8 protein-coding genes and 1 pseudogene are annotated in these 13,086 nt (G+C 71.6%); 6 read left to right on the top strand and 3 right to left on the bottom strand.

Translation table 11 applies throughout. The features are described from left to right. The first annotated feature begins 278 nt into the window (after nt 1–278). Nucleotides 279–1,184: a nuclease gene (locus AB5J53_RS06895; protein WP_369244721.1), complete on the top strand. Its 906-nt coding sequence runs from the start codon at nt 279–281 to the stop codon at nt 1,182–1,184. Between the two features lie 209 nt (nt 1,185–1,393). On the opposite strand, the gene AB5J53_RS06890 is transcribed toward AB5J53_RS06895, so the two are convergent. After that, nucleotides 1,394–3,451: a HEAT repeat domain-containing protein gene (locus tag AB5J53_RS06890; RefSeq protein WP_369244720.1), complete on the bottom strand. Its 2,058-nt coding sequence runs from the start codon at nt 3,449–3,451 to the stop codon at nt 1,394–1,396. Nucleotides 3,452–3,681: 230 nt separating this feature from the next. On the opposite strand from AB5J53_RS06890, the gene AB5J53_RS06885 reads away from it, so the two are divergent. The 3 genes and pseudogenes from AB5J53_RS06885 to tatA form a co-directional block, all read left to right on the top strand. Beyond that, the gene (locus AB5J53_RS06885) at nt 3,682–4,068 is read left to right on the top strand and encodes an ArsR/SmtB family transcription factor (protein WP_369244719.1); all 387 of its coding nucleotides are present in this window, start codon (nt 3,682–3,684) and stop codon (nt 4,066–4,068) included. Between the two features lie 43 nt (nt 4,069–4,111). Further along, on the top strand, nt 4,112–6,736 hold the full coding sequence (mgtA, locus tag AB5J53_RS06880; RefSeq protein WP_369252096.1) for a magnesium-translocating P-type ATPase: 2,625 nt from the start codon (nt 4,112–4,114) through the stop codon (nt 6,734–6,736). Between the two features lie 90 nt (nt 6,737–6,826). Next, nucleotides 6,827–7,039, top strand: a pseudogene (tatA, locus tag AB5J53_RS06875) (Sec-independent protein translocase subunit TatA); the annotation flags it as partial. Here tatA and AB5J53_RS06870 read toward each other — a convergent pair. Next, nucleotides 6,948–8,843 carry a phosphatidylglycerol lysyltransferase domain-containing protein gene (locus tag AB5J53_RS06870; protein ID WP_369244718.1) on the bottom strand — a complete coding sequence of 632 codons (1,896 nt, stop codon included), beginning with the start codon at nt 8,841–8,843 and terminating at the stop codon, nt 6,948–6,950. The pseudogene tatA and the gene AB5J53_RS06870 overlap by 92 nt on opposite strands. Nucleotides 8,844–9,288: 445 nt before the next feature. On the opposite strand from AB5J53_RS06870, the gene efeU reads away from it, so the two are divergent. Beyond that, the gene (gene efeU / locus AB5J53_RS06865; protein ID WP_369252094.1) at nt 9,289–11,421 is read left to right on the top strand and encodes an iron uptake transporter permease EfeU; all 2,133 of its coding nucleotides are present in this window, start codon (nt 9,289–9,291) and stop codon (nt 11,419–11,421) included. Nucleotides 11,422–11,494: 73 nt separating this feature from the next. Then, a complete protein-coding gene (gene efeB, locus AB5J53_RS06860; protein WP_369244717.1) occupies nt 11,495–12,772 on the top strand; it encodes an iron uptake transporter deferrochelatase/peroxidase subunit in 1,278 nt (425 codons plus the stop codon). Here the strand turns inward: efeB and AB5J53_RS06855 are convergent. Continuing rightward, entirely contained in the window at nt 12,703–13,044 is a 342-nt protein-coding gene (locus tag AB5J53_RS06855) for a hypothetical protein (RefSeq protein ID WP_369244716.1), read from the bottom strand. The two genes, efeB and AB5J53_RS06855, sit on opposite strands and share 70 nt — an antisense overlap. Nucleotides 13,045–13,086 lie beyond the last annotated feature (42 nt).

The following is a 13,086-nucleotide window of genomic DNA, read 5'->3' as shown; positions in this document are numbered from 1 at the left end:
TTGGATCTTCGAGCGGGGGCGGAACCCTTCCGCGGGTGCCGCACCCCGTGCTGGTTGACGCTTCGTCAATTTGCGGGACCGCGTGGTCAATTCTGCGCGCGGCTCCTCTGGTCGAAATGGGCGGCGGCCCGCAGGATCGCTGGGCGGACACCGGTGGCGGCCTCCGCAGGCAGGGGGCGAGTGCTGTCGCTGCCGGCCCTGTCGGGGACTCGGGCGCGGGATGGCCGTGACACCACACCCGCCTGTGTACTGTAAGTAATCGCCGAACGCACACAGTGATGACTGTCATAGGGGTCGCCATGTCGATGCTGCTGATCAGAGGCTCGTTCAAGGTGTCGGAAAAGGCCAAGCCGGACGGTGACACCGTCCCGTTCATCCCGGACGACGTGGCCGACTGGAAACTCGTACCCGGGTGCGAAAAGATCCTGCCCGCAGCGGACGGCCACGCCAGCATCCGACTGGAAGGTGTTGATGCGCTGGAGACCCACTACGGCCAGGGCGCATCCGTGCAGCACCAGCCGCTGAAGCTCGCGCACCGGGCCGCGGACGAACTGCTGAAGTGGCTCGGTTTCACCAGCGTCGAGCGCCACGACGACGAGACCGTCACCACCACCCCCGCCAGCGTGCCCGGCTTCATCCTCACCCGCGGCACCGACACCTTCGGCCGTTGCGTGGCCTTCGTCGGCCGCCGCACCGCACCGGCGTACAGCGGCTACGAGATCGGCGTCAGCGACGATCTGCTGAGGAGGACTGCGAACTTCCACCTGCTCTCGCTCGGTCTGGCCTACCCGACCTTCTACGCGGGCCTGCCCGTCTATCTGCGCGACGTCCTCAGCGCCGCCGCCCAGGCGGCGAGGGCGGCCAAGACCGGGGTGTGGGCCGATGACGCCGACGTGACCATGAAGGGGGCCAAGATCACCGGTATGTCCTCCCTCACGGCCGACGACGGGGCGGTCATCCTCCCCAAACTGTTCCGCCGGCTGAAGGACTACCTGGAACTCAACCCCGCAGACTCGTCGGTGACCTGCTTCCCCGCCTTCCTCGGTGGCGCCGCGGACGAGTTTCGCATCCAGTCCGACCCCTCGAAGCTCATCACCGGTCTGCAGCACGTGGTCGAGGTCATCAACGGCCACACCGTGAAGATGACCCGCCAGCCAGAAGAGATCATCTTCAACGAGAAGTGAGCCGGAACCGACGCGGGGCCGACCCTGCCGGTGACTTCCCTCCTCCGGCAAGGTCGGCGTCGGCGCCGGTACGGCGCAGTGAACCCAGCTGCCGCTGGTGATGAAGGCGCGTGCCGCATGCGCGCGGTGCTGACCGTGACCTCACGGAGGCGGTGGGTGACGCCCGCGTGTGGGCCCCCGCCCGACGTTGGGGCGTCCGCGAGCCGTGGCTACCGCATGGCGTCCAGCGCCGCTCGGCAGGTGTGCAGGAGCGATTCGTCCTCGAGGATGTCGTGGCTGCCGTATCCGCCGGAACGCGCTCGGTGCCGTCGTGGCGCGGTGAGTTCAGCCCGGATCAGATCGTGGGCGGGCGCGGCCGCGCTGCCCATCCGGGCGAGACATGTGGCGATGGTGCCGCGGGTGTACGCGTTCTGCCGCCAGGCGGAGCGGAACACCGGGAGGACCGGCTCCGGATCCCGGGCTATGTCCCACAGCGCACACGCGGCGGCCGTCCGCTCCCACACCTCGGAGGAGGCGGCCAAGCGGTGCAGGCCCGGGAGCGCGGGGGCGGCCAACGGGCCCAGGCGGCCGAGAGCTTCGGCGGCGGCTCGGGGGTGACCGGCCGGCGCCCGCTCTGCCGCCAACTCCCTCAGCAGCACGGGAAGTACGGCGTCGGCGTCCCCCGCCACCGACCAGAGCGCGTCGGCCGCCGTGACGGCGCACTCGCTGTCCAGCAGCTCGCGCAGCGCCGGTACCGCCTCGCGCGCGCCGGCCCCGAACGTCCCGAGCGTCCGCGCGAGCGCCTGCACGAGCCAGTCGCGGCGCCGCAGTTCGCCCGGCATGCCGTGCAGGAGGCGCAGCACCTCCGGTACGGCGGCGTCGTAGCGCAACCTGCCGAGCGCGACCAACAGGGGTGCGGCCCGGTCGTACGTTTCGGGGGAGTCGAGGGGGACATCGCGGAGCCGCTCGCGCAGCAGTGGGGCCAGCTGTTCGCCCGCCGGGCCCAGGTACTCGATCACGTGGCCGACGTCGTTCGGCACGACGGGCTCTGCCAGCACCTGGGCGAGCGCCGGAACCGCCCGGGTATCCCCGGCTCTGGCCAAGGCCTTCAGTGGGCGGCCCAGCGTCGGGGTCCCGCGCCCCCACGACTCCGGGGCCGCCGCCACGAGAGCGGCGAGGCGGTCGGCGGCCGGGACCGCCAGAGTGAAGAGGGATTCCAGGACGGACACCGCGGCATCGCGCAACCGCTCCTCGTCCGAGACGAGTTGCTCGCCTATGAGGGCGACCGGTTCCGCGTAGTCGGCGCGCCATTCGCGCAGCAGCCCCGCGGACATCCACACGGCATTGCACCGGTCGGCCGGATCCGCGCTGGTCAACTGCCCCTCGAGCAGGGCGATCCGGTCGGCGGTGCGGCCGCCGAGCCCCGAGTGGAGCGTCCGCAACAGCTGGGAGCCCTCCTCGTCCGCCGGGCGCAGGCGTCGCAGATGGCCGATGAGCGTGTCGGTGTCGGGCCGCTCGGGCTCGTCCGGCACCCGGGGGCGCTGTGACCTGGCCCGGAGGAGGGCGATGACGGTGGGAACGAGGTCGGCCGGCAGGCGATCGGGTGCGCAGCCCGCGAGTTGCCCCAGCGCGGCGAGCCTCAGTCCCGGATCGTCAGGGGCGGCGCAGAGCGTCACCAGGGAGTCCACCGCCGGAGCGGCGAACTCGGTGTGCAGCCGCGCGAACAGGCCGAGGCCCTCGGCCAGTGCCATCCGGACGCCGCCGTCCTGCTCGACGTCGAGTCGCTCCCTCAACAGGCCGAGCACGCGTGCCGGTTCGTCGAGAAACCGCACGAGCGCGCTCGGCACCGCGCGGCGTACCTGCGGATCCCGGTCCGCGATCAGTTCGACGAAGACCGCGGCGCCCGCCCTTATCGCGGTCCGCGCCATCGCGTAATTGTCGTCGGCACCGTCCTCCTCCTCGTCGGCGTCCATCAGGTCGTCGGCCTCGCCGTGGGGGAAACCGTCCGCGGCATCCCCTCCGCCGATGCTGACAAGCAGCTCCACGATGCAGCCCCGGTCGGGGAGTTCGGCGTGTGCGACGAGCGCGAACAGAAACGGGATGGAGGCGAGTGTCGAGTCGTACACATCGCCCTGGTGGTGCACGGCCCCGTACATCCCGTCGAGGGCGGTCTCCCGCTCCTGGGGGCACGGCGAGGCCAGTCCCCGCAGCAACTCCGGCACGTCTTCGGCACTTCCGTAGGCATGCTGCATCGAGGCCCAGTCGACCTCGTCGATCCCCGTGAACACGGTGTCCTCCCCAGGCGTAAGGCAACTGATCGCGAGTGTGCACCACGGCACTGACAGTGACGCCCGGGACGCCGACGGCGGCACCCTAGACTGGGGCGATTCGGCCGAGACGATCGGGTCGGTCGTACGAGGCGGTCGGTCGTACGAGGCGTCCGTCGTACGAAGCGGTCGGTCGTACGAGACGGTCCGCTCGGCGTGACGGTCGGACAGCGGGACGGGAGGACAGAGCGGTGGCGGCAGAGGTCGGCGGCTTCGAGGATCCGTCCGCCGAGGTGCTGGCGGAGGCGGCCGCGGCCTTCGGGCTGCTCGCGTCCTCGGCGCGGCTGCACATCGTCTGGGCGCTGGCGCAGGGCGAGAGCGATGTGACCGGGCTCGCGGAGCGGGTCGGCGGGGCGCTGCCCGCGGTGAGCCAGCACCTGACCAAGCTGAAACTCGCCGGTCTCGTACGGTCCCGGCGCGAGGGCCGGCGGCAGGTCTACTTCGTCGACGATCCGGACGTGGTGACCGTCGTACGGCTCATGGTCGGTCAGCTGACGGACCGCGCCGGCCGCAACGGCCGCGCCAGTGACCGTGCCGCGCAGGGGTCGCCGCGTCGCATCCGTGGCCTTGGCGTCTGAGACCGCCGCGACGACGGTCGGGCAGCAGCACCCGCGCGGGAGCGTGTCGCCCGCCGACGAAGCGCATCAGGACCTCTCCGTGCTGACCTCTCTTCAGGTGCTGCGGTACCTGGACACCGGTCCGCGCGGACTGACCGAGGCAGAGGCGGCGGAGCGGCTGGCCCGCTTCGGTGCGAACACGGTTCCGGACCGGCGTGCGCAGTCGTGGTCCCGCCTGTTCGTCCGCGGCCTGCGCGACCCCTTCACCGTGGTGCTGCTCTGCCTCGGGCTGGTGTCGACGGCCGTGACGGCCTGGGGGACGGCCTGCGTCATCCTGTGTCTGGTCGTGGTCAGTTGCGCGTTGCGCGCGTCCGGCGAGCACCGGGCCGACCGGTCCATGGCCGGGCTGCGCGAACTGGTCGCCGGCACCGCGACCGTGCTGCGGCGCGCCGACCCGGACAGGATGCCGCGGGTCCGGGACATCCCGGTCGGCGAGTTGGTGCCGGGCGATGTGATCCGGCTGGGTCCCGGGGACCTGGTCCCCGCCGACGTACGGCTGCTGCGTGCGAGCGGGCTGACCGTGCGGCAGGCCCCGCTGACGGGCGAGTCGGCGACGGTCGCCAAGGCAGCGCTCGACGCCCCGGACCCGTGGAACCTCTCGCACGACGGGTTCTTCGCACAGCGCCGGCTCTGCTTCCAGGGCAGCGGTGTGGCCACCGGCACCGCGACCGCGGTCGTGCTCGCGACCGGGCCACGGACGAGACTCGCCTCGGCCTACGGCGACCCGGCCCACAGCGACTCGCCCTTGCACCGCGAGCCGAGCGCCAATGCCGGCGCCAGTGCCAGTGCCTTCGACCGTTCCGTGCACGGCATCTCCTGGGTGCTCATCCGGTTCATGCTGCTCACACCGCCGTTGGTGCTGATGGCCGACGCGGCGCTGCGCGGGCGGGGCGTGGAGACGTTGCCGTTCGCCGTCGCGGTAGCGGTCGGGCTGACACCCGAGATGCTGCCGGTCATCGTCACCACGTGTCTGGCGCGCGGTGCGTCGCGGCTGGCCCGTACGCACAAGGTGATCGTCAAACGGCTGCCCGCGCTGCACGACCTCGGTGCGGTCGACGTGCTGTGCCTGGACAAGACCGGCACCCTCACCCAGGACCGGCCGGTCGTCCACCGCGCCCTGGACGGAGAGGGGCGGGACGCCCCGGACGTCCTGCGCTGGGCCGCCGTCAACGCCTGGTGGACCCTCCAGCTGGCCGAACTGCCCGCGCCGGACGCCCTTGACGAGGCGGTACTGGAAGCGACCGCCCCGGAGGAGGAGCCGGACGACGGGGTGGCGGCGCTGCCCTTCGACCCGGTGCGCCGCCTCGCCACGGCCGTCGTGCGCCACCCGCGGCGGCTCGGCGTCCACACGCTCGTGGTCAAGGGCGCCGCCGAGGACGTACTGGAGAGGTGCGTACTGGAGGAGGCCGAGCGGGCGCGGCTGCTCGCCCTCGCCGCACGCGAGGCCGACGACGGCCTGCGGGTGCTCGCCGTCGCCACCGCCGAACGCCCCGCCCGCAGCCGCGACTACACACCCGCCGACGAACGCGGCCTGGCCTTCCGCGGCCTCCTCACCTTCCGCGACGCGCTCACCCCGACCGCCGCCGACGCGCTGAAGGCCCTCGTCGAACGGGGCATCGCCGTCAAGATCCTCACCGGCGACCACCCCGGCACGGCGTCGCGCGCCTGCCGCGACCTGGGCCTCGACCCCGGCGAGCCGGTGGCGGCCGGCCGCGTGGACGCCCTCACCGACGCCGAACTGGCCGAAACCGTCCGCCGTACGACCGTCTTCGCCCGCTGCACCCCGGAGCACAAGGCCCGGATCGCCGCCGTTCTGCGGGCCGACGGGCACACCGTGGGGTTCCTGGGCGACGGCGTCAACGATCTGCCCGCGCTGCGCGCCGCCGACGTCGGGATCGCTCCGCGCGATGCCGTGGACGTGGCCCGGGAGAGCGCCGACGTAGTCCTCGCCGAGAAGGACCTCACCGCCATGGAGCACGCGGTCATGGCCGGACGGCGCAGCAGCGTCACCATCGCCACGTATCTGCGCAGCACGCTCTCCTCCAACCTTGGCAATGTCGTCGCGATGCTCGCCGCGGGCCTGCTGCTGCCCTTCCTGCCGATGCTTCCGGCGCAGGTTCTGGCGCAGAACCTGTGCTTCGACGCGGCACAGCTCGCCTTCGCGTACGACCGACCTCAGCCGGACGCGCTGCGCCGCCCCACCGTGCTGCGGCCGCGCGCCTTCCTGCGCTTCATCACGGGCTTCGGCGCGCTCAACGCCGTCGCCGACCTGGCCACCTTCGGGATTCTCGCGCTCGCCCTGAACGGGCCGGACACCATGGACGACGCCACGGTGTTCCATTCCGGCTGGTTCACCGAGAACCTGATGACCCAGGCCTTGGTCATGCTGCTCCTGCGCATCGGCCGCCGTACGGCCGGGAAGGGCCGGCTCCCCGGCCCGATCAGCTGCGCCGCGGCCGCCCTCGCCACCGCCGGTCTTCTGCTCCCCCTCTCCCCACTCGGCCCCCTCCTCGGCATGGCCGCGCTGCCGGCCCTCTACTACGTGCTGCTCGCCGCGGTTCTCACCTTGTACGCCGCCGCGCTCACGGCTGCCCGGAAGGCGCCAGGGACGGGCTGTCGACCTATCTGATGGTTGTACAGTTGCGCAAAGTAGCAACCATCATGGGGCGGCGGCCGATCGGGCGCGCCCCCGACCGATGCGAGGAAGGGTGGGGGCGCGATGCTCCGCAACGGACTGGAACCCTGGCACCTGCTGATCGTGGCGATCGTGCTCGTCGTGCTGTTCGGCTCGAAGAAGCTGCCCGACACCGCCCGGGCGCTCGGCAAGTCGATGCGCATCCTCAAGAGCGAGGCGAAGGCGATGAAGGACGAGAACGCCGCGCCGGAGGCACCGCAGGCGCCGCCGGCGGTCGTCCGGACGGCTGCTGAGCCGACCGCGCCTCACCCGACGACACACGCCCCGGGCGCCGCACACTGAACCCGGCGCGCGGCAGGGCGGGCGGGGCGAGGAAGCCCTCCGCGCGGGCTGCCGCGATGCCGATGCGGGGGAGGTCGCTGCTCTTCTCGAAGAGGATGTAGCGCGGTTCCCAGACGGGCCGGTACTTGGCGTTGGCACGGTAGAGGGACTCGAGCTGCCACCAGCGCGAGAGGAACGTGAGTACCGAGCACCACAGGCGCAGTACGGGTCCTGCGCCCAGCCGGGTGCCGCGTTCGAAGACGGACCGGAACATGGCGAAGTTCAGGGACACCCGTTCGACGCCGATCTCCTGGGCGCGCAGCAGCAGTTCGATGACCATGAACTCCATGAGGCCGTTCTCGGAGTTGCGGTCGCGGCGCATCAGGTCCAGCGACAGCCCCCGCTCGCCCCACGGCACGAAGCTCAGCACGGCCCGCGGCTCGCCCTCACTGTCGTGGCACTCCAGCATGACGCAGCGCCCGTCGGCCGGGTCGCCGAGCCGTCCGAGCGCCATGGAGAAGCCGCGCTCGGTCTCGCCGTCGCGCCAGTGGTCCGCCTTGTCCGTCACGGCGGCCATCTCCTCCTGGGGTAGGTCCGCGTGTCGCCGGATGCGGACGGTGTAGCCGGCCCGGCGCACCCGGTTGTGCGCCTGCCTCACGCCCCGCATCGCGCGCCCCTCCAACGTGAAGTCGGCCCGGTCCACGATGGCTTCGTCACCCAGTTCCAGGGCGTCCAGGCCGTGCCGGGCGTAGATGGTGCCGGCCTCCTCGCTCGCGCCCATCACCGCGGGCGTCCAGGCGTGCCGGCGCGCCTCTTTGAGCCATTCCTCGATCGCGCCGGGCCAGGCCTCGGGGTCGCCGATCGGGTCGCCGGAGGCCAGGGTCACGCCGCCGACGACCCGGTAGGCGATGGCCGCCTTGCCGCTCGGGGACCACATCACCGCCTTGTCGCGACGCAGCGCGAAGTACCCCAGTGAGTCCCGTTCGCCATGCCGCGCGAGCAGCTCCCGCAGGCGCGACTCGTCCTCGTGGCCCAGGAGTTCGCGACCGCGCGGCGAGCGGAAGCACGCGTAGAGCACCAGGAGGAAGGTCGCGGCCATCAGGACGTTGACCAGGACATCCACCCAGCGGGGCGCGACCACGCTGTCGAAGTGGTCGGCGAGCGGGCCGACGCTGACCCCGCGCAACAGGGTGTACGCGATCCGGTCGCTCAGCGGAGTCCCGGACACGCGGTTGGTGGCGCTCACGAGCAGGGTGCCGAGGGTGGCGCTGACCAGCAGACCGCCGGCCCCGACGGCCAGGGCCAGTCGGGGGTTGGAGCGGTCCCCGACGGCGTGGAACTCCTTGCGCCCGAGCAGGAGGGCGGCGACGAACAGGCCGGTGAGCAGGGCCGAGATCCAGTTGAAGCCGTGCCGCTGATACCGCTCCTGGGTCAGCGCCGCGGCATACAGCGCGAAGAGGGGGCCGGCCAGCAGCAGGTTGAAGATCCACGCGGCCCGTTTGCGGCGCCGCATCACCACGGCGAGGAACAGGGCCAGCGCCGCCGAGATCAGCCCGGCAGTGGCCAGATACGGGGTGAAGAACCCACCTCCGTTGTGCTCGTGCACCTCTTCGCGGAACGGCAGCGAGACCACCGCGACGATGTTGAGCAGCGCGAGCAGTCGCAGGTACCAGACGGTGAACGCGGCCGCGCGCAACCGTGTGCCGGTGGCCGGACGGCCGGCCCGGCGCGACTTCGGGTTCCGCTGTTCCGGGAGGAGCGCTGACTGTTGTACGGGCACCGTGGAGCATCACCTTGGGGAGAGGCCGGGCGAACCGGTGGGGGACAGAGGCCGGGAACCCTACATGGTGTAGGGAAAAGAAGGGTTATCGCGAGGTCAGGGGGTAAGGGGGCGGTAAGAATCGCCCCGCCCGCGGACTGGCCGAAGGGCCGGGTCAGTTGTGCCGCCGTGCGGCGAAGTCGCCCCCGATGTTGAATTCCGCACCCGCGGCGTCGCTGCTCCACCGTGACATTTCCGCAGGTCAGGGCCGCTCGGCTGGGGCTTGCCGGTGTGCCCTGCCGGGTGGCCGAAGGGAGGGCTCGCGGCGCGCTGTCGCCGCTCCGGCGGATCACCCGTCCGATGTAGGGGCATTTGCCTGCCGAGTTGACGGCTACTTAGGCATGCCTACACTAAGCCGCGTTTGTGGCCGCCCGGCCGTGAACGTGCTGCTTCGGAGAGGCCTGTGGTGTGGGACGACGTGTTTCCCAGCTTTCTGATCGGTCTTCGTGAGGGACTGGAAGCGGGGCTGATCGTCTCGGTGCTGGTCGCCACGCTCGTCCGGTCGGACCGTCGCTCCCGACTGCCCCACGTGTGGACGGGCGTTGCCGCCGCCATCGGGCTGTCCATGAGCTTCGGCGCGATCCTGACCTTCACCTCGGCGAACCTGTCCGGGAAGGCCCAGGAGGCGTTCGGGGGAACGCTCAGTCTGATCGCGGTCGTGTTCGTCACCGCCATGGTGTTCTGGATGCGGCGCTCGGCCCGGACCTTCTCCGGAGAGATCAAGGAGAAGGTCACCGCCGCACTCGGCATGGGCGCGGGCGTACTGGTCGTCACCTCCTTCCTCGCCGTGGGGCGCGAGGGGCTGGAGACCGCGCTGTTCCTGTGGACCACCGCGCAGGCCGCGGGCAGTTCGTCGGGTCCCCTGGCCGGTGCGGCCGCCGGTCTGCTGATCGCCGCGGCGCTGTGCTGGGCCCTGTACCGACGCGTCCTGCACATCAACCTCACGAAATTCTTCACGATCACCGGCGTCGTGCTGATCGTCATCGCCGCGGGCGTCCTCGGGTACGGGATGCGCGATCTGCAGGAATCCACCCTGCTGCCGGGCGGGACGGCGTACGCCTTCGACCTGTCGGCTCACCTCGACGCGAGCTCCTGGTACGTCACTGTCGTCCAGGGAACGCTCAACCTCACCCCGCAGATGACCTGGCTGCAGATCTCCGCCCATGTCGTCTATCTGGCGGTCGTGATGACGCTCTTCGTACGCGGCGTAAGGGCCGCGGCTCCCGCCCCCGCGAAGCCGGCCGCAGGAGCGAAGCCCGCACCCCCGACGGCGCAGTCCGAGCCGGCACCCCCGACCGCGCATTCCGGGCCCACACCCACGACCACGAAGTCCGAGCCCGCGACGCCCGCGCAGACCGAGCCCAAGGCCCCCCGCCGCATCCCGCGCTGGACCATCCCCGTGGCGCTCCTCTGCGTCCCGGCCCTGATCGCCGGCGCGGCCATCTCGGTGAGCGGCGGGAAGCCCGCCTCGGGCACGCCGGTCATCGAGGTCGTGGCGGCCGACTGCGGCAAGGGATTCACCGCGCCGAAGCCGGGCCGACAGACGTTCCAGGTGCGCAACAGCGGCAGCCGTACCTCCGAGATCTACCTGGTCGACCCGGTCAGCAACGCCGTCTACGGCGAGGTCGAGGGCATCGCCCCCGGCACCACCCGCGCGCTGATCGCCACCGTCGGCACCGGCTCGTACGCCTGGCGCTGTGTCCCCAACGGCGGGAAGGCGGTCACCTCGGCCGCCGTCCGGGTCGGTTCGGGCGGCACCACCCAGGCCGTTCTGCCGGTCTCGGAGAAGGACCTCGCAGCGCCGCTGGCCGCCTACCGCAGTTACGTCGACCAGGGACTTGCCGACCTGCTGACCAAGACGCGCACCCTGCAGAGCGACATCGAGGCCAAGAAGCTCGACAAGGCCCGTGAGGACTGGCTGCCCGCGCACCAGCAGTACGCCTCGCTCGGCGCCGCCTACGGCACGTTCGCCGACTTCGACGCGAAGATCAACGGCCGTACGGCCGGACTCGCCGGAGGCGTCACGGACCCGGCCTTCACCGGCTTCCACCGCATCGAATACGGCCTGTGGCACGGCGAGTCCGCCGCCGCCCTCGCGCCGTACGCCAAGCGGCTCAGCTCCGACGTCGCCGCGCTGCGCGAGGATTTCCCGAAGCAGGACTTCGAACCCGGCGACCTGCCGCTGCGCACCCACGAGATCCTCGAGAACACCCTGCACCGCGAACTGAGCGGCAACGCCGACTACGGCAGCGGCACCGAGCTCGCCACCACGGAGGCCAACCTCAACGGCACCCGCGAACTGCTCGACCTGCTACGCCCGTTGATCGACAAGCGCAACCCCAAGGTCACCCCGGCCGTGGACACCTGGATGAAGCGCACCGAGCAACTGGTGCTCGCCCAGCGGGCCAAGGACGGCACCTGGACGCCGCTGGACAAGCTGTCCGTGACCGACCGGCAGCGCCTGGACGGCTCGCTCGGCCAGCTGCTGGAGGAACTCGCCCCGATCCCGGACCTCCTGGAGATCCGCAAGGCCGCGTGAGCAGCCCGTCAGCGCCGACCATCACCCCCACCGCAGCACCGGGACCACGCGCCCGCAGGAGAGGACCCTCCCGATGACCACCCCGAGCCAGGACCAAGCCCCGCAGGGCGGCTGCCCCTTCGGCCGTCGTACGTTCACCAAGACCGCGCTCGGCGTGGGCGCGGCGGGGGCCGCGCTCGCGGGCGCCGGACTCGCCGGGGCCGGGATCGCGGGGAGTGCCACCCCGGCGGCGGCAGCGACCGGCGGTGGCAAGGTGGCCTTCCACGGCGCCCACCAGGCCGGCATCACCACACCCGCGCCCAGGGCGGCAGCCTTCGTCTCCTTCGACGTCATCGCCGACAACCGGGCCGAACTCGCCGATCTGCTGCGCACGATCACCGAACGGGCCCGCTTCCTCACCGCCGGCGGCACCCCGGCCGACCTCGGCGTCGGCGCCCCGCCGTCCGACAGCGGTCTCCTCGGTCCCGACGTGCCCGCCGACGACCTCACCGTCACCGTGGGCGTCGGCGCCTCGCTCTTCGACGACCGCTACGGGCTCGCCGACCGCATACCGCGCCACCTCAAGCCGATGCGCACCTTTCCCAACGACGATCTCGACGCCGCCGAATGCCACGGCGACCTGTCGCTCCAGCTGTGCGCCGCGAACTCCGACACCGTGCTGCACGCCCTGCGCGACATCGCCCGCCACACGCGCGGCGCGACGCAGATCAAGTGGCGCGTCGACGGCTTTCAGAACCCGTCCCGGCCGACCGGCGCGCAGCGCAACTTCCTCGGCTTCAAGGACGGCATCGCCAACCCCGACACGGCCTCCGCCCGCGAGATGGACAAGCTGGTCTGGGTCACCGACTCCGCGGGCGAACCGGACTGGGCGGTCGGCGGCAGCTACCAGGTCGTACGGATCATCCGCATGCTGGTGGAGTTCTGGGACCGGGTCTCGCTCACCGAGCAGGAGAAGATGATCGGCCGCCGCCGCGACACCGGAGCCCCGCTCGACGGCGCGCGTGAGACGGACATCCCGCGCTACACCAAGGACCCCCAGGGCCAGGCGATCCCGCTCGACGCCCATATCCGCCTCGCCAACCCCCGTACGGCGAAGACCGACACCACGCGGATCCTGCGCCGGGGCTACAACTACGACCGGGGGATCGACAAGGCGGGCAACCTCGACATGGGGCTGCTCTTCTGCTGCTACCAGCAGGATGTGGTCCGCCAGTTCGAGGCGACGCAGGAGCGGTTGATCGACGAGCCGCTCGTCGACTACATCACCCCCACCGGCGGTGGCTACTTCTTCGCCCTGCCGGGTGTGCGCGGCCACTCCGACTGGCTGGGCCGCGGGCTCCTCAAGGCGTGAGGCGGGCAGGGCTCTCCGTTGTCCCCGACCGGGCGGTCGCGCTTCGCCGCCCACCAGAGGAGATCACCCAGGGCGGCGCCCGCCATCACCACGGCCATGATCACGCCCGCCATGGTCAGTCCGTCGTCGAGGTGCGGGCGCCCGTGCACGGCGTGCAGATCGAAGCCGCACAGGTGGTACACGCCCACCGCGGCGATCCCGAGGCTCGGCACGAGCAGAGCCAGCACGGACACCGGCCCGCGTCCCGTGCGTCCGGCGTGACGTTCCTCCATGGGGTCCCCCGATCCGTAAGAGGCTCAGAGTGAGAACCTACA

The sequence above is a fragment of the Streptomyces sp. R41 genome, assembly GCF_041053055.1.
GTDB lineage: Bacteria > Actinomycetota > Actinomycetes > Streptomycetales > Streptomycetaceae > Streptomyces.
The sequence above is the reverse complement of the archived record's forward strand: the minus strand, read 5'-3'. Positions and strand labels throughout refer to the sequence as shown.

What these genes read in the sequence shown, in the direction of transcription:
- AB5J53_RS06895 (WP_369244721.1), top strand. Translation starts at nt 279, where the DNA reads ATGACTGTCATAGGGGTCGCCATGTCGATGCTGCTGATCAGAGGCTCG.
- AB5J53_RS06855 (WP_369244716.1), bottom strand. Translation starts at nt 13,044, where the DNA reads ATGGAGGAACGTCACGCCGGACGCACGGGACGCGGGCCGGTGTCCGTG.
- efeB (WP_369244717.1), top strand. Translation starts at nt 11,495, where the DNA reads ATGACCACCCCGAGCCAGGACCAAGCCCCGCAGGGCGGCTGCCCCTTC.